This window comes from Corynebacterium sp. CMW7794 (assembly GCF_001563605.1).
In the GTDB taxonomy this organism is placed as follows: domain Bacteria; phylum Actinomycetota; class Actinomycetes; order Mycobacteriales; family Mycobacteriaceae; genus Corynebacterium; species Corynebacterium phoceense.
On sequence record NZ_KQ961712.1, the window covers coordinates 18,023 to 40,682 of the forward strand.

Sequence of the window (22,660 nt, forward strand, 5' to 3'; positions counted from 1 at the left end):
GTGTGAGCGTCAAGCGCTCATCCGATGAGGACTAGTCCTCCTCGACCGGGACGAGGGAGATCTTGCCGCGGTTGTCGATGTCCGCGATCTCGACCTGAATCTTGTCGCCGACATTGACGACGTCCTCGACGCGCTCGATGCGCTCGTCGCCGCCCAGCTTGGAGATGTGGATAAGACCGTCGCGGCCCGGCGTGAGCGAGACGAAAGCACCGAAGGCGACCGTCTTCACGACGGTGCCGAGGAAGCGCTCGCCGACCTTGGGAAGCTGCGGGTTGGCGATGGAATTGATGCGCTCGATGGCGGCATCGGCAGCCTCGCCCGTGGTGGCGGAGACGTACACGGTGCCGTCTTCTTCGATGGAGACGTCCGCGCCGGTTTCCTCAGTGATGGCGTTGATGGTCTTGCCCTTCGGGCCGATGAGCTCGCCAATCTTGTTCATCGGGATCTTCACGGACGTGATCTTCGGGGCCAGGCCGGACATCTCGTCCGGACCCTCGATGACCTCAGCCATGGTGTCCAGGATGGTGGCGCGGGCATCACGTGCCTGTTCCAGAGCCTGCGCCAGGACCTTAGACGGAATGCCGTCCAGCTTGGTGTCGAGCTGCAGCGCGGTAATGAACTCGGAGGTACCGGCGACCTTGAAGTCCATGTCGCCGAATGCATCCTCGGCGCCGAGGATATCGGTGAGCGCGACGAACTTCTCCTTGCCGTCGACCTCGCCGGAGACGAGGCCCATGGCGATACCGGCGACCGGAGCCTTGAGCGGCACGCCCGCGTTGTACAGGGACAGCGTAGAGGCACAGACAGACCCCATGGAGGTCGAACCGTTGGAGCCGAGAGCCTCAGAGACCTGGCGGATGGCGTACGGGAAGTCCTCACGGGACGGGATAACCGGGAGCAGGGCGCGCTCGGCAAGCGCACCGTGGCCGATCTCGCGGCGCTTCGGGGAACCGACGCGGCCGGTCTCACCGGTGGAGTACGGCGGGAAGTTGTAGTGGTGGATGTAGCGCTTGGAATCGACCGGGGTGAGCGAGTCGATTTGCTGCTCCATCTTGAGCATGTCCAGGGTGGTCACACCGAGGATCTGGGTCTCACCGCGCTCGAAGAGCGAGGAACCGTGGGCGCGCGGAACGAGGTCGACCTCGACGCCCAGGTCGCGGATGTCGGTGACACCGCGGCCGTCGATACGGAAACCCTCAGCCAGAATCTTGGAACGGACGATCTGCTTCATCACGGCGTTATACGCAGCGCGAATCTGCTTGGAGGCATCCTCCAACTCCGCGAAGCGGTCGAGGAGATCCTCCTCGATGTCTTCCATGTACTCGTTGGTCGCGTCGTCGCGGTCCTGCTTGCCTGGGATGGTGAGCAGCTCGCCCAGCTTCTTGGAGGCCTTCTTTTCCACGGCCTTGAACACGTCATCGGTGTACGGCGGGAAGAGCGGGAACTCCTGGGTTTCCTTTGCGGCGCGCTCGGCCAGGCCAGCCTGTGCCTCACACAGCGTGCGGATGAACGGCTTAGCGGCCTCGAGGCCCTCGGCCACGGTGGACTCCTGCGGTGCCGGGGCACCGTCCTTGATGCGCTCGGCGACGTTCTCGCCAGCACCTGCCTCGACCATCATGATGGCGACGTCGTCCTTGCGGCCCTTCTTCACGATGCGGCCGGCGACGACCATCTCGAAGAGAGCTCGCTCGTGCTGCTCGGCGTTCGGGAAGGCGACCCACTGGCCCTTCGGGTGCTTATCATCGGCGATGAGCGCCATGCGTACGCCGCCCACGGCGCCGGAGACCGGCAGGCCGGAGAGCTGCGTCGCAGCAGACGCGCCGTTGATGGCGACGACGTCGTAGTACTCGTCCGGGTCCATGGACATGACGGTGATGACGACCTGGACCTCGTTGCGCAGGCCCTTGACGAAGGTCGGGCGCAGCGGGCGGTCGATAAGGCGGCAGGCCAGGATGGCCTCGGTGGAGGGACGACCCTCGCGGCGGAAGAAGGAGCCCGGGATCTTGCCCGCGGCGTACATGCGCTCCTCGACGTCGACCGTCAGCGGGAAGAAGTCAAAGCCCTCGCGCGGCTGGTTCGACGCGGTGGTCGTGGCCAGCAGCATGGTGTCGTCATCCAGGTAAGTGGTGACGGAGCCGTCCGCCTGACGGGCCAGCTGGCCGGTCTCGAAGCGGATGGTGCGGGTACCGAAGTCCCCATTGTCGATGGTGGCAATCGCCTCGGTGATGCCAAATTCCTCATCAACGTTAAATTCAACAGCGTTCTTAGCGCTCAAAGTTTTCTACTCCTTGTAGCCCGGCGATCATCGGTGCCGCCGGTTGAAAAATCGTTGGGTTTTCTACAACGAGTAGCGATTTTAGCAGCTTTCCTGGGATTATGTCGAACATCACGCTCCCTGACTCGCGGTACAGGCTTAGGCTTAAACCATGGTCATGTTCGTGTTGTGGTCGCTGCCCACGCTGGTGTTTCTTCTTCTCCGGCGCCAGCCCGTGACCGTCGGACTCGGGCGGCCGCAGGCGCACGGCTGGACGTGGGCCGGCATCCTGCTGCTCGTGTTGCTGGTGCTGAGCTACCTCGTGTTGTTGCCTGTGCCGGCGGAGGTTGTCGCCCAGACCACGACTGCAACAACGGCAATGGGATTCCTCGCGATGGCGCTGCGCGCGGTGGGCGAAGAAATCTTCTTCCGCGGTTTCCTACAAGGAATTATCACCCAACGCTGGAATGCCGGCGCGGGAATTACAGTGCAGGGTCTCCTCTTCGGCCTCATCCACCTACCGCTGGCCATGATGGATGTCGCCCTCATCCCGCTCTTTGTTGTGCAGATTGCCACCGGCTTCGCCCAGGGTTGGCTGCGCGAGAAAAGCGCTTCTTTATGGCCCGGCGCCGCCGTGCACGCTGCCATCAACATCCTCACGGCAATGCTCCTCGTGTAGCCCACGCGCGGGACTAGGCGAACGGGTCGCGCCCTCCCAGCTTCATGTCGAAGCGCGCATAGTCCTCAAGCGACGCAAAGTGGCGCGCATAGAGGTCCACGTCTCCCTCGACCGTGCCGTAGAGTGCAGGCGCGACATCCACGATGTGGCGCATGACGATCGTGGGATGCTCTGCCGATTCTTGGCTACGCGCCAGCGCCATGACCTTCGCGCGCGCCTCATCGTCGTCTGTGGCACGGACGAGGACAATATCTTCGCGGAAATACGACGGCGCGCTGGGCTCTACCGATTCAAGTTCAAAAACGACAATGCCGATATACGGTTCCATGGTGCCAAGCTACCGTCTCAGGGGCCGCGATACCTGCTTCGTGATCACGACGGCCCTAGAAAGCAACACACCCCGTCCGAAGACGGGGTGTGAAAGCAACCGGAAGGCTTAGCGACGCAGGCCCAGGCGGGCGATCAGGTCACGGTAGCGGTCGATGTTGGTGGCAGCCAGGTACTTCAGCAGGCCACGACGACGACCAACCATCAGCAGCAGACCACGACGGGAGTGGTGATCGTGCTTGTGGGTCTTCAGGTGCTCGGTCAGAGTGTTGATGCGGGAGGTGAGCAGAGCAATCTGCGCCTCCGGAGAGCCAGTGTCGGTCTCGTGCAGGCCGTACTCCTTGAGGATTTCGGCCTTCTTCTCAGTGGTCAATGCCATGAGTATTACTCCTCGTTTTATTTCAGTCCGCATGAAATGTCGCGCCGCGAAAGGCGCGCCTGCAACTGCTGCGAACCGCAGTACACAGACTTCGGAAGATATTACAGGTCAGCGCTGGATTTACCAAAAAGCTCGGCCATACGTGCCATGAGGTCGTCGACGAAGCGGTCGATATCCACACCGACTGCCGCGCGCGAGGTGACCTCCGTGTGGAAGCGGGCCGGGTCTCCCGTGGTGCGGCCTTCGTGAGTGCACATCATGTTGATGGGCAGCCAGTCGATGAGGCTCGGGGTTAAGGCGGTCGCGACGGCGAGCGGATCATGCAGGCCACAGCCGCCCAGCTCCGGCTCGGACTTCGCGTAGGCGTCGATGTAGTAGTCGAACATGTCGGCGTAGATGTCCCCTACCAGGGTTCCACGCCACTGCGCGGTGTGCTTCTTCGTGAGCACGGTGCGCGTCGTGACATCGAGACCCACCATGGACACGTTCGTACCGGTACGCAGCAGGAAGTCCGTTGCCGCGGGGTCTTGGATGACATTGGCCTCGGCCAGCGGCGTGACGTTGCCGGGGACGGTGAGGGCTCCGCCCATAAAGACCACGGGGGCATCGGCAAGCTCGGGTGCCTCACGCATCGCCGCGGCGATGGTGGTCGACGGTCCCGTGGGAATCATGGTGAGATCCGCGCCGTGGGTGCGGTAGGCCTCGATGAGGAAGTCGACCGCATCGGTGGTGATGATCTGCTCCGGGGCGGCGGGCAAGGCGACGTTGCCCACACCGTTCGAGCCATGAATGAACGAGGATATCTCGAGGACCTCGAAGCCGGGCTTCTGCGGGCCCGGGATGACAGGAATCTCGGGGTGTCCCAGCAGCTCGAGAAGCGCGCGAGAGTTGGCGACACCCTGCTCGACGTCGACATTGCCGTAGGTACCCGTCACCGCCAGTAGCTCGGCCTCGCCACGCTCGTGGGCGGAAATCGCATAAGCCAACGCGAGCGCGTCATCAATACCGGTGTCGAGGTCGAGGATGAGCTTCATCTAGCCCTCCTTGAGGAAGTACTGGTCGGGGGTCCAGCCACGGGCGGCGGCATCGGCAGCCAAGGCAACGCGCGCGGCGGCGACGTCGCGGTGCATATTCTCCAGCAGCTCGTCCACGGAGTTGAACTTCACCATGTCCCGCAGGTGAGCGACGAATTCGACGGTGGCCTCGTGGCCGTAGAGATCAGCCTCGCGGTCGAGTACGAAGGACTCGATGGAGCGCTCCTCGTCGCCGAAGGTGGGGTTCGTACCCACGGAAATCGCGGCGGCGTAGGCGCGGCCCGGTTCCATGTTGCCGTCCACACGCGCGGCGGTCGGGTCGATGTAGAACCAGCCTGCGTAGACGCCGTCAGCAGGCAGCGCGTGCGTATCCGGGAAATACTGGTTGGCGGTGGGGAAACCAAGTTCCTTGCCGCCGCGGCCGGCACCGCGGACGACAGGGCCGTTAACACTAAACGCGCGGCCGAGCGCCCAGTTGGCGTGCTCCACGTTGCCTTCGGCAAGCTGAGAGCGCACGTAGGTCGAGCAAATATCCACGTCGTCGTCGCTGAGCAGCGGAATGACGGTGACGTCGAATCCTTGTGTCTTTCCTAACGCAGTGAGCAGTTCCGGCGTGCCGGCGGCGTTCGCGCCGAACGAGAAATTCTGGCCCACGACCACACCGCGGGCGTGGAGGGCGTCGACGAGGAGCCGGTCCACGTACGCCTCTGGGCTCAGGCCGGCGAGTTCTTTGGTGAAGTCGATAACGAGGACGCCGTCGACGCCGTAGCTCTCCAGCAAACGCAGGCGCTCCTCAAGGGTCGTCACGGCCAGCGGCGCGCGCTCCGGCAGGAAGACCGACACGGGATGCGGGTCGAAGGTGACGACGACGGCCGAGCGGCCCTCGGCGTGGGCACGTTCCACGGCGGCATCGATAAGCAGCCGGTGGCCGCGGTGTACGCCGTCGAAAACGCCGATGGTCACGATGCTGCCGTGCGAGCACTCGACCTCGCTGAGTCCATACCAAATATCCACGCGCACCATGTTAGTTCACGCGTGCCCCGTCGCTTAGACTAGCGGACATGACTGATGCACTCGCCACCTCCGGCCTCGTTGTCGTTGACAAGCCCGCGGGCATGACCTCCCACGATGTCGTGGGGCGTCTGCGCAGGTTCTTCCACACGAAGAAGGTGGGCCACGCGGGCACGTTGGATCCCATGGCGACGGGAGTGCTCGTCCTGGGCCTCGAGCGCGGCACGAAGTTCCTCGCGCACATGGTCGCCTCCACGAAGGCCTATGACGCCACCATCCGCCTGGGCCAAGCGACCTCCACGGATGACGCGGAGGGCGAGACCATCTCTTCTGCGGACCCGTCCGCGCTTTCCGATGCCGCCATCACCGACGGCGTCGCCGCGCTCACCGGAGACATCATGCAAAAGCCCGCGGCAGTCTCCGCTATCAAGATCGACGGCAAGCGTGCCTACGAACGCGTCCGCGCCGGCGAAGACGTCGAGATTCCCGCGCGTCCTGTAACGATTTCTCGCTTCGACATCCTGGAGATTCGCCGGGGATCGTTTGTAGACGTCGACGTCCACGTGGAGTGCTCCTCGGGTACGTATATCCGCTCGCTGGCCCGCGACCTCGGCGAAGCACTCGGCGTGGGCGGGCACCTCACGGCCCTGCGGCGAACCGAGGTCGGGCCTTTTACCTTGGCCGACGCACGCACGCTGGAGGAACTGGAAGAATCCCCTACCTTGTCGCTGTCTCTCGACGAGGCGCTGGCGCGCTCCTATCCGGTCCTCGACGTCACGGAAGAAGAAGCGGCGGCGCTGGCCATGGGCAAATGGCTCGAGCCACGGGGCTTGAAAGGCGTGCACGCGGCCGTGGACCCGTCCGGCAGGTCCGTTGCGCTCATCAAGGAGAAGGGCAAGCGCCTCGCGACGGTCTTCGTGGCGCGGCCGTCGACGCTCTAAGTCGAAGTATGAATGAGTCACGGAGTTTCTTGCCGAAAACCCATGACTCATTCACGTTTGAACCCGCACGCGAAGTGTCAGAGGGTATGCGGCACCACGGTCGAGACGATGACGTAGCCGTCGCGGATGACCCAGCGGCCCTCGATGAAAGGCACGGGCGTGGGGCGCGCCAAGATATAGGAGATGAGCGTGCCGTCCGCGCGCAACGAGATTTCCGCTTGGTCGAAGTCGAGCCAGCGCTGCGTCATGGGAAACCACGCCTTGTACGTGGCCTCCTTCGCGCAGAAAAGCAAGCGGTCCGGGCAGGTCACGCCGGCGGCGACGAGCTTGGACATTTGGGGCACCTCGCTGGCCCGGGCGATGGCGTCGAAGACGCCTTCGGGGAGGACATCGGCAGGCTCGGCGTCGATGCCAATCGACCGGACGGAGGAATAGGGTGCCGCAACGGCCGCGCGAAAGCCCTGGGTGTGGGTAATGGAGCCCACGAAACCGTCCGGGAAGAGCGGCATGCCGCGTTCCCCTCTTAAGACGGGCCCCGTCGCGCCGAGCTCGGAGAGGGCTTGGTGGGCGCACCAGCGGGCGTCGCCGAATTCGGCCTTGCGCACGTCCACGGCTTGGCTAACCAGGGTGCGCTCGAGGGGATCGAGGCCGTCATAGTTTAAAAGGTCGGGTTCCGAGGTGCGCACGTAGCAAAAGCGCGCGGAGTCAGGGAAGAGCACGTTATCGATCATGAGCCCATCACCTTGTACGGCCAGACCTGTCCGTCGCGGCTTTGCCATTCGCGCGGGTAGCCCAGGGAAACCTCGGCGTGCGTGACGCCGTCGATCTCCTCGACCACCGGGATGTGGAGGTGACCGTAGATGACCTGCTGCGCGTGGTAGCGCTTCGGCCACGCGCGGGTATGGCGGGTGCCGCACCACAGGGCGACCTCGGGATAGCGCATGCGCTGCGTGGGCTCTTGGACGAGCGGCCAGTGGTTAATGAGAATCGTGGGCCCGTCGATCCGGGACAAGCGCTTAATCGAGTACGCGAGGCGGTCCCAGCACCACGCGCGGATATCAACGAAGGGGGCGATGGCCACCTCGTCGGTCATCATGATGCCCTTCTCCCCCGCCGCGGAGACGGCGTCCTCGGCCGAGACACCCGGCGTGCGGAAGCTGTAATCGTAGAGCGTAAAGAGCGGGACGATGGTCACCCCGTGGAAGACGGGGTACGGGTCCTCTGGCGTAATGACGCCCAGGCGGCGGCAGCCGGCCACGAGCTTGGCGTACTTCGCGCGGCCGCGGAAGCGGTCCTGGCTGCGGGCAAAAAGCTCGTGGTTGCCAGGAACCCAGATGACGGTGGCATAGCGCGACGCCAGCTCGCCGAGGATCTCCAAAATGAGGTCAGTGCGCTCCGCAACATCGCCAGCGACGATGAGCCAATCACTTGGATCGGAAGGCTGCAGCGCCTCGATGCGGGGCCGGTTTGCCTTGGCCGCCGCATGCAGATCGGACACGGCCCATAGGGTTGCCATCTACAGCTCCTTTCTGGCCCACTTCATTGACTTAAAACGATAAATCACGCCCACGGTGCGGAGGGCGATAAACGCCGCGAGTCCGGCCCACACGCCGGTAAGCCCCCAGTCCAGGGCATAGGCGAGGAAAACGCCGGGCAGATACCCCAGGATAACGGAGGCAAGGGTGAGCGTGCGCAGGAAGGCGGCATCGCCCGCGCCGAGCAGCACGCCGTCGAGTGCGAAGAGCACACCACCCGTGATGACCATGGCAACCATGACCCACCACGGTCGCGCAAGCGCGTCGAGCACCGCGGAGTCCTGGGTGAAGATCCGCGGAATGAGGGAGGCACCCACCGCGAAGACGACCGCGAGTGCCACCGCGAAGCCTGCCGAGTAGCCCACAATCCGCTGCCCCACTCGCTTGGCGGAGTGACCAGCGCCGAGGGCCGCACCGATAAGCGTCTGCGCCGCGATGGCGAGCGAGTCGAGGACGAGTGTCAGGAAATTCCACAGCTGCGTCATAATCTGATGCGCGGCCAGGGGCGCCGTGCCGAAGCGTCCCACCACGGCCGTCGCGGAGAGCATCGCCACCTGGAACGCGAGCGACCGCACGATGAGGTCGCGGCCGAGCACCAATTGCTTGCCGATGACCCCTCGGTCCGGGCGCCAGTCCCCCTCATGTTCGCGGTGGAGCTCACGCAGGAAGCACGCGGCGATGATCCCCATGCCCAGCACGGTCGCCGCCGCGGAGCCGAGAACGCCCCAGAAGTGCACGAAGATGGGCACGGCGATGGCACCCGGGATGAGCCCGGCCAGGGTGAACAACAGCGGCTTGCGGGTATCTTGGACGCCGCGCATCCAGCCGTTGCCGGCCATTTCCACGAGGGTAAGCGGGATGGCGAGCGCCGCGAGGCGCAGCCACTCGGCGGCTAGGCGCGCGACTTCCTCGGAGCCCGTCATGAACCTGCCGATGCTCCCGGCGAAGACCCACATGAGGGCCATGAGGATCGCTCCCACGCCCAGGGCCACCCAGGTGGCCTGGACGCCCTCAGCGACGGCGGCCTGGCGGTCGCCACGGCCGTAGAAGCGGGCGGAGCGCGCCGTGGTGCCATAGGACAGGAAAGTCAGCTGGGTGGTGACGACCGATTGCACGGTCGCGGCGGCCCCCAGGGCCGCGAGCGCCGTGGCACCCAAGCGTCCCACGACAGCGGTGTCGAGGAGCAGGTAGAGCGGCATCGCGGCCAGCACGCCCAAGGCGGGCAGGGCTAGGCCGAAAATCCGTCGCGCGGAAACTGTCTCCTCGGTCATTCTTCGGCGAGCAGGGTGACGAGCTGGTTGATGATCTCCCCCTCGTCACCGTACGTGGTGTAGCCGGCGGCCGGCACGTGTCCGCCACCCCCGAGGCGGCCGGCGATCTCGGCGCAGTTGACCGTGGACGAGCGCAGGGAGACCGCCCACACGCCGCGGGACTGTTCCTTGAAAACGACGCCAATATCAGAACCGTCGAGCGCGCGGACGAAGTCGACGAGCGACTCCACGGAGCCCTCGGCCGAACCTTCAGCGAATTCGAGCGAGGCGACGAGGATGCCCAGGTGGTGCGGGCCCGCCGGCAAGATGCGCAGGCCAGAGAGCACGCGGCCGACCATCTGCAGGTCATCCGCATTCGTGGAGTCAATGAGGTCCACGGCGATCTGCTTGGTGTCGAGCCCGTATTGCATGTAGCGGTGGGCGTACATGTGCATGGCCGGACGGCCCCAGCGGAAGGAGCCGGTGTCCGTCATCAGGCCGGCGTAGAGGCCGTGCGCGATCTTCGTATCGAGCTGGACGGAGAGCAAGTCGAGCACGCGCGTCAATACGACCGTCGTGGACTCGCACTCATCGAGCACGAGGTTGATGGAGCCAAACCCTTTGTTCGAGGAGTGGTGGTCGATGCACACGAGGTTGTCGACCGTCGCCACGTCGTCTTCGAGCAGACCCGTGCGGTCGATGGCGCCGCAATCCACCGTGACGTAGACGTCATAGTTTTCCGGCAACGAGGAGGCGAGCTGAATGCGCTCGGAGCCCGGAATGGTGAGCAGGTTCTCCGAGACCGGGCGGCGCTGGCCGATGACGATGGTCGACTCCTTGCCCAACTGATCCAGGCCGAGGGCGAGTGCCGAGGCCGAACCGACGGCATCGGCATCCGGGCGCAGGTGTGTGATGATGCAGACGCGCTGCGCCGCCTTGAGGGCGTCAACAACCGCCTGGAATTGTGCTTCAGTTCCGGCCATCTACTCCTCCTCGCCCGACGTCTTGTACGGGTTCGCGTCGCCCGCTGGACGCGCGTTCTCCTTGAGCTTGGCCAGCTCCGCGTCGCGCTGACGAGCGCGCTCAAGCAGCTCCTCCATGTGCGCGGAGGCCTCCGGCACGGCATCGAACTCGAAACTCAGTGTGGGCGTAAAGCGCACGGAGAGCTGATCGCCCACGATCTTGCGCAACTGACCCTTGGCGCGGTGGAGCGCCTCGGCCGCCTGGTCCAGATCCGGCTCGGAGTTCAGGTCCTTGCCACGGACGGTGTAGTACACCGTGGCGTCGTGCAAATCGCCGGTGACGCGGGTGTCCGTGATGGTTACCAACTCGAGACGGCGGTCTTTAATCTGACGCTCGATGGCACTGGCGACGATCTCCTGAATGCGCTTGGCCATACGGGCCGCGCGGGCGTGATCAACCATGGCTACTCCTTCATGCTTACAGCTTGCCGCAGACGCGGCGTTCAACCAACCAAGTCTAGAGGACAAGCCCTCCCTCGCGCACCTAGCGGGGCGGGCACGCGAAAGCCCGCGTTTCCTCAATTCAGGAAACGCGGGCTCAGCGTCGAATTATTCCGGTATAGAACTCACGCGACTAGTCGCGCGGAACCTCGACCTCTTCGTAGGCCTGCAGGATGTCGCCCACCTGGATATCCGGGTAAGACAGGACAGCACCGCACTCGTAACCGGCGTTCATCTCGGTGACATCGTCCTTCTCGTGACGCAGAGACTCGATCTTCGCGTCGGAGGAAATGACGTTGCCATCGCGGACCAAGCGCACCTTGCCGTTGCGCTTGATCTTGCCCTCGGTGACCATAAGGCCGGCGATGGTACCCACCGCAGAGGACTTGAACAGCGCGCGGATCTCGGCCGCACCAGTGTCGCGCTCTTCGTAGATGGGCTTGAGCATGCCCTTGAGAGCCTGCTCAATCTCTTCGATGGCGCGGTAGATGATGGTGTAGTAACGGATGTCCACGCCTTCGGCGTTGGCCTCCTCCGTTGCCTTACCCTCAGCACGCACGTTGAACGCGATGATGATGGCGTCCGAGGCAGCCGCGAGCGAGACGTTGGTCTGCGTGACAGCACCGACACCGCGGTCGATGATGTTGAGCTGGACCTCGTCGTCGATCTCCAGGTCGAGCAACGCGTCCTCGAGGGCTTCCACCGAACCGGCGTTGTCGCCCTTGAGAATGAGGTTGAGCGTGGAGGTCTCCTTGAGCACGGCATCCAGGTCTTCGAGAGAGACGCGCTTGCGGGACTTCGCCTGCAGAGCGGAACGCTTGCGGGCATCACGCTGCGCGGCAATCTGACGCGCGACACGGTCGTCCTCGACCACGAGCAGGTTGTCGCCCGCACCCGGCACGCCGTTGAGACCCTGGACCTGGACCGGGCGCGACGGACCCGCCTCGTCCACGTCGTTGCCGAACTCGTCGAGCATGCGGCGCACACGGCCATGTGCGTCACCCACGACGATGGAATCACCGACGCGCAGCGTACCGCGCTGAACGATGACCGTCGCGACCGGGCCACGGCCACGGTCGAGGTGGGACTCGATAGCAACGCCCTGGGCGTCCATGTTCGGGTTCGCCGTGAGCTCGAGCGCCGCGTCCGCCGTAAGGATGACAGCCTCGAGCAGGTCCTCGATGTTCGTGCCGGCCTTCGCAGAGATGTCGACGAACATGGTGTCGCCGCCGTACTCCTCCGGGATGAGGCCGTACTCGGTGAGCTGGCCACGAATCTTGTCCGGCTGTGCCTCGGGCTTATCGACCTTGTTCACCGCAACGACGACCGGGATGTCCGCAGCCTTCGCATGGTTGATGGCCTCCACCGTCTGCGGCATAACGCCGTCATCGGCAGCGACAACGAGGATCGCCAAGTCCGTGGACTGGGCACCACGCGCACGCATGGCGGTAAACGCCTCGTGACCCGGGGTATCCAGGAACGTAATCGTGCGCGGGCCATCTTCGAGCTCCACCGTGGTCTGGTAGGCGCCGATGCCCTGGGTGATGCCGCCGGCCTCACCCTCGCGCTCGTGCGTCTTACGGATGGTGTCGAGCAAGCGGGTCTTACCGTGGTCGACGTGGCCCATGACCGTGACGACTGGGGGACGCTTCTCCTGGGCTTCCTCGCCGCCTTCGTCCTCGCCAAACTGGAGGTCGAAGGACTCGAGGAGCTCGCGGTCCTCGTCCTCCGGCGAGACGACCTGCACCTCGTAGTTGATCTCAGAGCCGAGCAGCTGCAGCGTGTCCTCGGAGACGGACGCCGTTGCGGTCACCATCTCGCCGAGGTTGAACAGAGCCTGGACGAGCGCTGCCGGATCGGCACCGATCTTCTCAGCGAAGTCAGCGAGCGACGCGCCGCGACGCAGGCGAACGACCTTGCCGCCGCCGTCGGGCAGGCGGACGCCGCCAACCTCGTGCTTCTGCTGCTCTTCGTACTCATGGCGCTTCTGACGCTTCGACTTCTTGCCGCGACGCGGAGCGCCACCCGGGCGTCCGAATGCACCCGCGGTGCCGCCGCGACGACCGCCGCGACCGCCGCCACCACGGAATCCGCCGCCACCAGCAGCGTGCTGGCCCGGACGGGAACCGCCGCGGCCGCGTCCGCCGCCACCGGCGTTGGAGGACTTGGACGGCATCGTAGCCGGATTCGGGTGCGCCGGCATCATGGCCGGGCTCGGACGACGACCGCCGCCCTGCTGGCCACCCGGACGACCCTGGCCGCCCTGCTGGCCGCGGTTCTGACCGCCACGGTTCTGGCCGCCCTGGCCACCGTGGCCACGACCTTCGCCGCCCTTACCTGCGCGCGGGCCCTTGGAGCCACCCGGACGCGGGCCCGGACGGTCGCTCGAACCCGTGGAGAACGGGTTATTCGCCACACGACGCGTGCCGCCCGGCTTCGGCATAGAACGCGGGGTCGGTGCGCCCGGCTTCGGGGCAGCGGACTGACCCGGCTTCGGGGCGCCCTGCGCCGGTTTCGACGCGGGCTGGCCCGGCTTAGCGGCGTTAGACTTCTCTGCACCCGGCTTGGGTGCGCCCGGCTTCGGTCCCGACTTCTCCGCGGGCTTGCCCGGCTTCGCCTGCGCAGACGGGGCCTGCTGGCCCGGCTTGGGGTTGCCAGCGCCCGGCTTCGGGGCAGCAGACTGTCCCGGCTTGGCAGCACCCGACTTGGGCGCGCCACCCTTCGCGGGCTGCTGGGCGTCATCCTTGGCGCCCTGCGGCTCGTAGAAGGCACGCATCTTCTTCACCACCGGCGGTTCGATGGTGGACGATGCGGTTTTAACGAACTCGCCCTGGTCCTTCAGGGTCGCGAGCAGTTCCTTGCTGGTTACTCCGAGCTCTTTCGCGAGCTCGTGAACGCGTAGCTTTCCGGCCACTTGTCTCCTCTTGGTTGTTACTTGAGGATGGCCGCGAAAGTGGCGGCCACCGTCAAGAGTTGTTGTTGACGACTTTCATCGCTGATGCTTCATCGTTGTGCGCTCATCAGTGTGGGGTCTTCCTTTATGCAATCTGGGTCCGGCACCACGTTAGGGCGCCGCGACCGACTCCAGGTACGAACGTACTTGACCTGTGTCCACGTGGGTAGACGTGCGCAGCGCGCGACCGAAAGCTCGGCGGCGCTCCGCTAGCTCATATGCGCCCACATCCGGCGTGAGCCACGCTCCCCGTCCGGGAAGGCGGCGGTGCGGATCGGCCACGACGCGAGTTGGATCTGCGGGGTCGAGGACCACGCGGAGCAGCTCGGTATCGGGGCGGCGGTCGCGAGTGGCAATGCACGTACGCACACGGGGTGACGTCATAGCGAGGTCAACTCCTTCGTGCTCGTGCACGCTCCGATTCAGGGCGTGCGGGATTACCACCGGTGTCCACCGGCACATGAGGGCCGTTCCTTAGTCTACGCGACATGACGCAGAATTTGAACTTAGGGTAAACGCGCCGCCACGCAAGCGTGGTGACGCGACACCAAAATTACGCGGCGCGACACCACAATTTACTCTGCAGACTCCGCGTCCGAGTGGATGTCGATCTTCCAGCCGGTAAGACGCGCGGCGAGACGAGCGTTCTGGCCCTCCTTGCCGATGGCGAGCGAAAGCTGGTAATCCGGCACGGTGACGCGGGCGATCTGCGACTCCGGATCGAGGACGTCGACGCGCACGACCTTAGACGGTGCAAGCGCATTGCCCACGTAGACGGCCGGGTCCTCGTTGAAGTCAATAATGTCGATCTTCTCGCCGTGGAGCTCACGCATGATGTTGTTGACGCGCGCCCCCTTGGGGCCAATGCAGGCGCCCTTGGCATTAAGGCCCTTGGCCTTGCCCTGCACGGCGATCTTCGTGCGGTGGCCAGCCTCGCGGGCAATGGAGATGACCTCCACGGAGCCGTCGCCAACCTCCGGGATCTCCAGCTCGAAGAGGCCGCGGACGAGCTCCGGGTGGGTGCGCGAGAGACTCACCTGCACGGCAGCGCCGTTCTTATGCACGTCGACGACATACGCCTTGACGCGGTCACCGTGCTTCAAGGTCTCGCCCGGGATCTGCTCGGCGGGCAGGAGGATACCGTCCTGGGCGTCGGCTTCGGTGCCGAGCTGGACCACGACGATACCGCGCTCGTTGGCGCGCGCGTCGCGCTGCACGATGCCGGAGACCACGCGACCGGTGAGCGGCGTGTAGGAATCAAAGGTGCGGTCGGCCTCAGCCTCACGCATGCGGCGCAGGATGGCGTCGCGCACGGCGTGGGCGCCCACGCGGCCGAAGTTGGCTGGGGTGTCGTCATATTCGGTGACGACCTCGCCGGTCTCCGGGTCGGTCTCGGTGACGATGACGGCCACGGCGCCGGTGTCTCCGTCGATGTCCACGCGGGCCTTGACGTTCTCGTCCGGCTCCGTCGCGCGGTATTCGCGGTAGGAGAAGAGCAAAGCGGATGCGATGGTCTGCAGCAGATCACCCACGGGGATGCCCTGCTGCGTCTGGATGGTGCGCAATGCCGCGATGTCGATATTCACTTATTAGTCCTCTCGGTCAGCCTGCTCGGCTGCTTGTTCAAACGATTGCTCAGTCACTCGAAGCTCGTCTTCGGGTGCGCGTGCGAATTCAATTTCTACCACCGCACCAGCCAGATTTTCCAATCGTGCGACGCTCACGCGCAGCTCTTTCTTCGCGCGCGCGACGAGGATCACCGAGGACTCGTCAGGAGACAGCGCTCCCAGTCGGCCCACGGTCTTCCCCTCCAGCGAAATAACACGGCCACGGTTGCGACGGAAATGGCGCGGCGCGGTGAGCGGCAGATCCACGCCCGGCGTGGAAACCTCCAGCGTGTAGCCTGCGCCGAAATTGAGATCGCCGCGCGCCTCTAGGTCGTCGAAAAACGTGGAGATCTCATCGGAGACCTCCCCCAGCAGATCCGAGCTCGGGCGTTCGTCGCCATCGACGCGGATAACCACCTGGGACTTCTTGCCAGCCGGAGTTGCCTTGACGTGCTCAAGGTCAAGCCCGCGCGCGGCCAACAGCGGGGTAAGCCGCTCGGTCAAAATCTGTGGAGTGGGAAAAGCCATGCGTTCTACCCTAGCCGCTTCCCACGTCTCGCAGGCGCGCTAAGGTTGACTGCGTGTTACGCCGAATGCTCATTGCCGCCGTCTTGCCCGCCGCCCTGCTCACCGCCGGGTGCGCGCCTGTCATCGACTACTTCGGCCCGCGGCCGGACCCGACCCTTATCGAACTCGCCGCGCAAGCGCAGTCCCAGGGCAACGCAGAGCATGCCGATGCCCTCTGGGCCGAGGTCGCCCGCACCTGCGGGTTCGCCGAGGACGGCACCTCCCCTGGCTCCTGCCAGGTCGACCGCGACGCCGCCGTGGCGGAGTACTCCACGAAGCACGCCGAGCCCATCGATCCGCTCACCGCCGCCGTCCCCGTCGAATCCCGCGCGCTCATCGTCTCCCACGCTATTGACGATGCCGCCAGCGCCGCGCCGCAGCTCGCCGAGCCGGACCTTATGCTTACCCCAGCCGAAATCGACCAGGCAAAGGATCTCCTCGCGTGGGAATACGAGACCATCTGGGGACTGGACACGGCGAAGGCATTTGCGGCGGGCGATCAGGAGGGGCGCATCGGCAGCCTCATCGCTGACCACGAGCAGATCGCCGCATGGCTGCGGGGCCTGCTGGCAGACGCCAAGGCCGAGGCCCCGGCGCAGGCCGCGGCCTACACTGCGACGGACCTGCCGCTGCCCACAGACACGGCGAGCTCCGCAGACTACGTCACGCAGTTAAACGCACGCACGCAGGAACGCTGGACGCAGGCGGCGACAATCGCGGGCCGGGACGAAGCCACAGCTGCCGCGACCACCGAGGCGACGGATGCGACCGCGTGGCTGCGCTGGCTCGTGGGGACCGCCGCCTGGGCGCGCACCGTCTAGCGGGTAAGGTGGGCGGCTATGACCGCTTCACGCCAGAAGTCCGCACGCTGGCTCGCTCTCCTCTTACTCATCCTCGGTATCGGGGCGATGTCGCTGGGAGGTGTGGAGCAGCCCAACGCGGGTACTCATTCCCTGCCGAGCGACGCGGAGTCCACCCGCGTCGCCAACATCCAGGCCGAGGTTCAGGAGGCCTCGGGCGCCGGCGGATCTCAGGCGGCCATCGTCTTCTTCAGCGGTGACGTGCGCACACACATGGACGAGTTGCAGAAACTCGCCGGTGACTTGGGCCCCGTCATTCCGAATGAGGCCGGCGACGGTGCCATCGTGCCCTACAACGTGGAGTCCACGAGCTCCTCGCAGAACGCCACCGAGGTCGAAGACCTACGCGCGCGCCTCACCGACGGCGCACCGGAGGGCGTGACCGTCCAGGTCACCGGCCCGGCCGCGATCCGCGCTGACCTCGCCAGCGTCTTCGAAGGCGCCAACTTCCTGCTCCTTGGCGTCACCGCGGCCATCGTGGCGCTCCTGCTCATCGCGACGTATCGCTCCCCCATCCTGTGGATCCTGCCGCTGCTCGTCATCGGCATCGCTGACCGAGTCGCCGCAACCATCTATACCTACGTCCTCGACGCCACCGGCCTCGCCTGGAACGAGTCGACCTCCGGCATCCTCTCCGTCCTCGTCTTCGGCGCGGGCACGAACTACGCGTTACTGCTTATCTCGCGCTACCGCGATGAGCTCACGCGCCACGAGGACCGCTTCGCCGCCATGGCCGCCGCCTGGCTGCCCACGCTCAAGGCTGTCACCGCCTCGGCGACGACCGTGATCCTCGGCGTGCTCTGTCTGCTGCTCTCGTCCGTCCCCAACACCCGTGGCCTGGGCCTCGCGTCCGCCACGGGCATCATCATCGCGTGGCTCTTCGCCCTGTTCGTCCTGCCCGGCGTGCTCGTGACCTTCGGTCGCTGGATCTTCTGGCCCCGCCGCCCCGAAGTCGGCACCGAGCCGAACCACAAGCTCTGGGACCGCGTGGGCGGCCTTGTGGGCGCACGCCCCAAGCTCGTCACGGCCGTCTCCCTTCTCCTGCTCGCCGTGTGCGCTTCCGGCTACGCCCACATTTCCACGGGGCTGACCCAATCCGACCAGTTCCTCGACACCCCGGAATCCATCTCCGCTGGCACCGAGCTCGAAGAGAAATTCCCCGAGCAATCCGCCACTCCGACCATTATCGCCACCCGCGACGCGGACGCGGTGAAGGAGGCCCTCCCCGACGCTCAAGAGACCGGCGCCGGCAACGGCTGGACGCTCTTCCAGTCTTCCGCCCATTTCTCTGAACTACGCGGGCAGCTGCCGGGCGAGACCTACGTGGGCGGCTCCGACGCTCAGCTCGCGGACGAAGAATCCGCCGCAGCCGACGATCGCCGCACCATCTTCCCGCTCGTCCTCGCTCTTGTATGTGGCGCGCTCATCCTCATGCTGCGCTCCCTGCTCGCGCCGCTCATCATGGTCGCCTCCGTCTTACTCACCAATGTCGCCGCCCTGGGCCTGGGCTGGTGGGTAAGCTACTACATCTTCGGCTTCGACCGCTTCGCCTCCACGACGCCGCTTTTCGCGTTCGTCTTCCTCGTCGCCCTCGGCATCGACTACACGATCTTCCTCATCACCCGTGCCCGCGAGGACGCCCGCAGTGTTGGCACCCTCCGCGGCGTGCTCACCGCGCTCTCGGCCACCGGCGGCGTCATCACCTCAGCAGGCATCCTGCTGGCCGCCGTCTTCGCCGCACTCGGCGTCCTTCCCCTCGTCGTCCTCGCGCAGCTGGGCATCACGGTCTTCATCGGTGTCCTCCTCGACACTCTTATCGTGCGTACCGTCCTCGTGCCCGCCCTCGTCCAGCTCCTCGGCGAGAAATTCTGGTGGCCCGCCCACCCGGCCGGAAAATCCGACTCGGAAACGGTTTCCCTTAAATCTGCCGAATCCCCCGCTGCACAGCGCTCCTGATAGAAGCCTGTCCTCCGCTCAGCGGAAGGACAGGTAATTATGCGTTGATTTTCATTGCACATACTCGCATGGACTCCTACGTTGGGTCGGCATGGACGCGGCAGGCCCTCCTCCCGCTGCTTTCAAGAATCTGACCTCAACCATGCAAAGGAGCACTAACTCCATGCGTTCTATGACGAAGACTCTCGCAACCTTCGGTGCCGCCACAGCGCTTACCACAGCGCTTACCGCCGTCGGCGCCCCCGCCGCTCACGCCGCCTCCACCGCGGCCTGGGACCAGGTCGCCGCGTGCGAGTCCGGCGGCAACTGGAATATCAACACGGGCAATGGCTACTACGGCGGCGTCCAGTTCAGCTACGACACGTGGGCCGGCTACGGCGGTCAGCAGTACGCGCCCACCGCAGACCAGGCCACCAAGGCCCAGCAGATCGACATCGCCGAGCGCGTCCTCGCTGGCCAGGGCGCTGGCGCCTGGCCCAACTGCGGCGGCCCGCTGACCTACTAGCCGCTAGCGCGTGAGCCGATAGGCCGCACGCATCATGAGCAGCTGCGCCGGAAGGCGCAGCGCGTGATAGGCCTTCTTCCCCCACCCCGCGCCGGTCTTCAAATCGCGCGCGGCGTGATAGAAGTTCGCCGGCCACACGGCCGCGAGCAACCCGAGCGCTGACCACCCGCCCACAGGGCGGGTTTTCTTATTGATTACTGCGGCACCCGTCCCCAACTCCCACACGCCCGAGACGTAGTTGTACAACCGCGCCGTGCCCGGCAACTGCGGCGGCACGATGGACTCAAACTCCTCCTTCTTTACGAAGTGGAGGGTGCCCATGGTGAGCATGACCGAACCGAACGTCAACGCGCGGGCTTCATTCCAATCGATGTTCATACCTCGAGCCTAGCCCCACCAACCGTGGTGACGCACGCACAAGGAAACCACCAAAGGTAAACCACACATCTCCCAGACCCGCTCGGTTTACTTCCTCTGGTTTCCTTTTACATAGTCGTTACACAGTCGAACAAAAGGGAGCCTCACAAGATCCCTTCTGTCCCTCCACAATCACGAACGCCCCACCGACACACGTCGATGGGGCGCCTCGCGCAACGAAAACTAACCGCGCACGAGCGAGGTGAGCTTCTCCACAATCTCCGCAGCCGGGACCTCGAGGGTCTCGCCTCCGCGGATACGCAGCTCAATAATGCCATCCTTGAAGGAGCGGCCCAGGATCGCGATGAACGGCATGCCCAGCAGCTCGGCGTCCTTGAACTTCACACCCGGGGAGACCTTCGGGCGGTCGTCGAAGAGGACCTCGATACCGGAAGCATCCAGGTCAGCCACGAGCTTGTCGCCCGCCTCGAGAGCCGCCTGATCCTTGTTCGCAACGACCACGTGCACCTGGTACGGCGCGACGTCAATGGGCCAGTTGAGGCCCTTCTCGTCCGAGCGCTGCTCGGCGAGAACAGCCATCATGCGGGAGACGCCGATGCCGTAGGAACCCATGGTCGGGACGGCGCGCTTGCCGTTCTCGTCGAGGATCTGGACGTCAAAGGCCTTCGTGTACTTGCGGCCCAGCTGGAAGATGTGGCCCAGCTCGATGCCGCGCTCCAGCGTCAGCGTGCCCTGCCCCTCCGGAGCCGGGTCGCCTTCCTTGATCTCCGCTGCCTCGATGAACTCGTCGACAGTGAAGTCACGGCCAGCCACGCACCCCACCACGTGGCGGTTCTTCGCATCCGCGCCCGTGATCCAGGAGGAGCCGTTGACCACGCGCGGGTCAGCGTAAACCTTGACGCCATTGGCATTAAGGGCACGCGGCCCCACGTAGCCCTTGACCAGGAACGGGTCTTTCTTAAAGTCGGCATCCGACGCCAGCTCAAACTCGACCGGCTCCAGCGACGCCTCGAGACGCTTCTCGTCCAGCGCGCGATCGCCCGGGATGAGAACCGCAGCGAGCTCCCATTCCTTCTCTTCTTCCGATGCCGCCGGCGCGGCAGTCTTGATGACCATGCACTTGAGCGTGTCTGCGCCCGTCACGGCGCGACCGTCGATCTCGATGCCCTCGCCATTCGCCCAGTCCACGAGGGTGTCGATGGTCTCTGCATCCGGGGTCGTGTACTCGGTCGCCTCCGGCTGGCCCTCGATGGGGGTCTCCGCCGGAACCGGGGTGACAACGGCCTCGACGTTCGCCGCGTAGTCGCCATCAGTCGCGCGCACGAAGGTATCCTCGCCCGCAGGCGACACGGCCAGGAACTCCTCCGACGCAGAGCCGCCCATGGCACCCGAGGTCGCCTTGCAGATGGCGTAATCGATCTTCAAGCGGTTAAAGATGTTTTGGTACGCCTTTCGGTGACGCATGTAGGACTCGTCCAAGCCCTCATCCGTCATGTCGAAAGAATAGGAATCCTTCATCACGAACTCGCGGCCACGCAGAATGCCCGCACGCGGACGCTCCTCGTCGCGGTACTTGGTCTGAATCTGGTACAGGGTGACCGGGAAGTCCTTGTACGAGGAGTACATGTCCTTGACGGCAGAGGCGAACATTTCCTCGTGCGTCGGGCCCAGCAACATGTCTGCGCCCTTGCGGTCCTGGAGACGGAAGAGGTTATCCCCGTACTCGGTCCAGCGGTCCGTGAGCTCGTAGGGCTCGCGCGGCAGCAGCGCCGGGAAGAGCATTTCCTGGCCGCCGATGGCATTCATCTCCTGGCGGACAACATCCTCAATCTTGCGCAGCGTGCGCAGACCCAGCGGCAGCCAAGTGTACACACCAGGCGCGGCACGGCGCACGTACCCCGCGCGGACCAAGAGCTTGTGGCTGGTGACTTCGGCGTCGGCCGGATCCTCGCGCAGAGTGCGCAGGAAGAGCGTAGAAAGGCGTGTAATCATGGTTCCCAACTTTACCCCGCTGGGCCGGGCGCTACGCTAGTGGCATGCTCATCGTCCTCCCACCTTCTGAAACCAAGGCGCCCGGAGGCACCGGCGCCCCGCTTGACCTGGACTCTTTGTCCTTCCCGGAACTTAACCCGGCGCGCCGCGAAATCGCGGAAGTCTTAAGCTCCCTGGACCCCGACGAGGCGCTCAGCATCCTCAAGATTTCGCAGAAGCTGCGTGGGGAGGCCGTCGCCAACACGGAGCTCTTTACCTCCCCCACCATGCCCGCCCTTGAGCGCTACACCGGCGTCCTCTACGACGCTTTGGACGCTCCCTCGCTTTCCGATGCCGCCCGCTCCCGCCTCGCCGTCGGCTCCGCCCTCTTCGGACTCGTCCGCGCAGGCGATCTCATTCCCCACTACCGACTGTCCGGCGGCACGAAACTCGAGGGCCGCACCATGAAATCGCGCTGGGGCTCGCTCATCACAGACGCGCTCACAAAGGTCCAGGATGAAGAACTCGTGGTCGACCTGCGCTCCGGCACGTACCAGCAGCTCGGCCGGCTCCAAGGCGCTGTGACCGCCCGCGTCGAGTCCGTGCAGGAGGACGGCTCCCGCAAGGTAGTCTCCCACTTCAATAAGCACTACAAGGGCCAGCTCGCCCGCGTGCTCGCGACCGCACCCTCGGAGGCCTACTCCATCGACGACGTCGCCGCCCTTGCCCAGGCCGCAGGACTCACCACCGAAACCCGTCGAAACGAGCTCGTCCTCGTCATCTAAAACTCGTCACCATTTACCCCATTGCGCTGTGCTTTCACCATCCAGTGAATAAAATTAATGGTATGACACGGCGTAAGAAGTCTCTGGTGTGGCTCAGTTCGATCCTCGCGGTGCTCGTAGTCATCGCGCTTCTCGCGGGGTACTTCTCCGCGCGGATCATCCTGCACTTTCTCGGCTCTTCCGGTTTTAGAGTGCATTGATTTTG

Annotated in this window: 23 protein-coding genes; 6 read left to right on the top strand and 17 right to left on the bottom strand. The window is 65.0% G+C overall.

Features of this window, described 5'->3' with window-relative positions; genetic code table 11:
* Positions 1 to 31: 31 nt before the first annotated feature.
* Positions 32 to 2,275: a polyribonucleotide nucleotidyltransferase gene (locus HMPREF3227_RS01530; RefSeq protein WP_066509644.1), complete on the bottom strand. Its 2,244-nt coding sequence runs from the start codon at positions 2,273 to 2,275 to the stop codon at positions 32 to 34.
* A 151-nt stretch (positions 2,276 to 2,426) separates the two neighbouring features.
* On the opposite strand from HMPREF3227_RS01530, the gene HMPREF3227_RS01535 reads away from it, so the two are divergent.
* Positions 2,427 to 2,933, top strand: a complete 507-nt coding sequence (locus tag HMPREF3227_RS01535) for a CPBP family intramembrane glutamic endopeptidase (protein WP_066486668.1) — start codon at positions 2,427 to 2,429, stop codon at positions 2,931 to 2,933.
* 13 nt (positions 2,934 to 2,946) lie between these two features.
* On the opposite strand, the gene HMPREF3227_RS01540 is transcribed toward HMPREF3227_RS01535, so the two are convergent.
* The 4 genes from HMPREF3227_RS01540 to HMPREF3227_RS01555 all read right to left on the bottom strand — a co-directional run bounded on the left by HMPREF3227_RS01540 (position 2,947) and on the right by HMPREF3227_RS01555 (position 5,696).
* Complete coding sequence (locus HMPREF3227_RS01540) at positions 2,947 to 3,261, bottom strand: DUF4288 domain-containing protein (RefSeq protein WP_066486671.1); 315 nt, start codon at positions 3,259 to 3,261, stop codon at positions 2,947 to 2,949.
* A gap of 108 nt (positions 3,262 to 3,369) precedes the next feature.
* Positions 3,370 to 3,639 (bottom strand): 30S ribosomal protein S15, encoded by a 270-nt coding sequence (gene rpsO / locus HMPREF3227_RS01545; RefSeq protein WP_066486675.1) that lies wholly within the window; start codon positions 3,637 to 3,639, stop codon positions 3,370 to 3,372.
* A 101-nt stretch (positions 3,640 to 3,740) separates the two neighbouring features.
* A complete protein-coding gene (locus tag HMPREF3227_RS01550) occupies positions 3,741 to 4,673 on the bottom strand; it encodes a nucleoside hydrolase (protein ID WP_066509646.1) in 933 nt (310 codons plus the stop codon).
* Entirely contained in the window at positions 4,674 to 5,696 is a 1,023-nt protein-coding gene (locus HMPREF3227_RS01555) for a bifunctional riboflavin kinase/FAD synthetase (protein WP_066509648.1), read from the bottom strand.
* 38 nt (positions 5,697 to 5,734) lie between these two features.
* Between HMPREF3227_RS01555 and truB the strand changes: the two genes are divergently transcribed.
* A complete protein-coding gene (gene truB, locus HMPREF3227_RS01560) occupies positions 5,735 to 6,625 on the top strand; it encodes a tRNA pseudouridine(55) synthase TruB (protein ID WP_066509655.1) in 891 nt (296 codons plus the stop codon).
* Between the two features lie 77 nt (positions 6,626 to 6,702).
* Here truB and HMPREF3227_RS01565 read toward each other — a convergent pair whose 3' ends face one another.
* The 9 genes from HMPREF3227_RS01565 to rimP all read right to left on the bottom strand — a co-directional run bounded on the left by HMPREF3227_RS01565 (position 6,703) and on the right by rimP (position 15,961).
* A complete protein-coding gene (locus HMPREF3227_RS01565; protein WP_066486690.1) occupies positions 6,703 to 7,356 on the bottom strand; it encodes a 4'-phosphopantetheinyl transferase family protein in 654 nt (217 codons plus the stop codon).
* On the bottom strand, positions 7,353 to 8,141 hold the full coding sequence (locus HMPREF3227_RS13450) for a metallophosphoesterase family protein (protein ID WP_066509656.1): 789 nt from the start codon (positions 8,139 to 8,141) through the stop codon (positions 7,353 to 7,355). The genes HMPREF3227_RS01565 and HMPREF3227_RS13450 overlap by 4 nt, the downstream gene beginning before the upstream one ends.
* Positions 8,142 to 9,431, bottom strand: a complete 1,290-nt coding sequence (locus HMPREF3227_RS13455; RefSeq protein WP_066509664.1) for an MATE family efflux transporter — start codon at positions 9,429 to 9,431, stop codon at positions 8,142 to 8,144.
* Positions 9,428 to 10,393 (bottom strand): DHH family phosphoesterase, encoded by a 966-nt coding sequence (locus HMPREF3227_RS01580; RefSeq protein WP_066509665.1) that lies wholly within the window; start codon positions 10,391 to 10,393, stop codon positions 9,428 to 9,430. The genes HMPREF3227_RS13455 and HMPREF3227_RS01580 overlap by 4 nt, the downstream gene beginning before the upstream one ends.
* Positions 10,394 to 10,834, bottom strand: coding sequence for a 30S ribosome-binding factor RbfA (rbfA, locus tag HMPREF3227_RS01585; RefSeq protein ID WP_066486702.1), 441 nt, complete (start codon positions 10,832 to 10,834; stop codon positions 10,394 to 10,396).
* 172 nt (positions 10,835 to 11,006) lie between these two features.
* On the bottom strand, positions 11,007 to 13,787 hold the full coding sequence (gene infB, locus HMPREF3227_RS01590) for a translation initiation factor IF-2 (protein WP_066509667.1): 2,781 nt from the start codon (positions 13,785 to 13,787) through the stop codon (positions 11,007 to 11,009).
* Positions 13,788 to 13,937: 150 nt separating this feature from the next.
* Entirely contained in the window at positions 13,938 to 14,210 is a 273-nt protein-coding gene (locus HMPREF3227_RS01595) for a YlxR family protein (RefSeq protein WP_066509669.1), read from the bottom strand.
* 191 nt (positions 14,211 to 14,401) lie between these two features.
* Positions 14,402 to 15,412 (bottom strand): transcription termination factor NusA, encoded by a 1,011-nt coding sequence (nusA, locus tag HMPREF3227_RS01600; RefSeq protein ID WP_066509671.1) that lies wholly within the window; start codon positions 15,410 to 15,412, stop codon positions 14,402 to 14,404.
* Between the two features lie 3 nt (positions 15,413 to 15,415).
* The gene (rimP, locus tag HMPREF3227_RS01605; RefSeq protein ID WP_066486707.1) at positions 15,416 to 15,961 is read right to left on the bottom strand and encodes a ribosome maturation factor RimP; all 546 of its coding nucleotides are present in this window, start codon (positions 15,959 to 15,961) and stop codon (positions 15,416 to 15,418) included.
* Positions 15,962 to 16,014: 53 nt separating this feature from the next.
* On the opposite strand from rimP, the gene HMPREF3227_RS01610 reads away from it, so the two are divergent.
* The 3 genes from HMPREF3227_RS01610 (at position 16,015) to HMPREF3227_RS01620 (ending at position 19,321) form a co-directional block, all read left to right on the top strand.
* Positions 16,015 to 16,821: a DUF4439 domain-containing protein gene (locus tag HMPREF3227_RS01610; protein ID WP_141759208.1), complete on the top strand. Its 807-nt coding sequence runs from the start codon at positions 16,015 to 16,017 to the stop codon at positions 16,819 to 16,821.
* Between the two features lie 18 nt (positions 16,822 to 16,839).
* Positions 16,840 to 18,816, top strand: a complete 1,977-nt coding sequence (locus tag HMPREF3227_RS01615; RefSeq protein WP_066509673.1) for an MMPL family transporter — start codon at positions 16,840 to 16,842, stop codon at positions 18,814 to 18,816.
* Positions 18,817 to 18,979: 163 nt separating this feature from the next.
* Complete coding sequence (locus HMPREF3227_RS01620) at positions 18,980 to 19,321, top strand: transglycosylase family protein (protein WP_066486726.1); 342 nt, start codon at positions 18,980 to 18,982, stop codon at positions 19,319 to 19,321.
* 3 nt (positions 19,322 to 19,324) lie between these two features.
* Here HMPREF3227_RS01620 and HMPREF3227_RS01625 read toward each other — a convergent pair whose 3' ends face one another.
* Together HMPREF3227_RS01625 and HMPREF3227_RS01630 are read right to left on the bottom strand one after the other, a co-directional pair.
* Entirely contained in the window at positions 19,325 to 19,699 is a 375-nt protein-coding gene (locus tag HMPREF3227_RS01625; RefSeq protein ID WP_066509676.1) for a DoxX family protein, read from the bottom strand.
* Between the two features lie 222 nt (positions 19,700 to 19,921).
* On the bottom strand, positions 19,922 to 21,691 hold the full coding sequence (locus tag HMPREF3227_RS01630) for a proline--tRNA ligase (protein ID WP_066509678.1): 1,770 nt from the start codon (positions 21,689 to 21,691) through the stop codon (positions 19,922 to 19,924).
* A gap of 44 nt (positions 21,692 to 21,735) precedes the next feature.
* Here HMPREF3227_RS01630 and yaaA point away from each other — a divergent pair, with 44 nt between their 5' ends.
* The gene (yaaA, locus tag HMPREF3227_RS01635; protein WP_066509681.1) at positions 21,736 to 22,455 is read left to right on the top strand and encodes a peroxide stress protein YaaA; all 720 of its coding nucleotides are present in this window, start codon (positions 21,736 to 21,738) and stop codon (positions 22,453 to 22,455) included.
* Here yaaA and HMPREF3227_RS13640 read toward each other — a convergent pair.
* Positions 22,452 to 22,660 (bottom strand): hypothetical protein (locus tag HMPREF3227_RS13640; RefSeq protein WP_231732304.1); only part of this gene is annotated, 209 nt, incomplete at its 5' end. The two genes, yaaA and HMPREF3227_RS13640, sit on opposite strands and share 4 nt — an antisense overlap.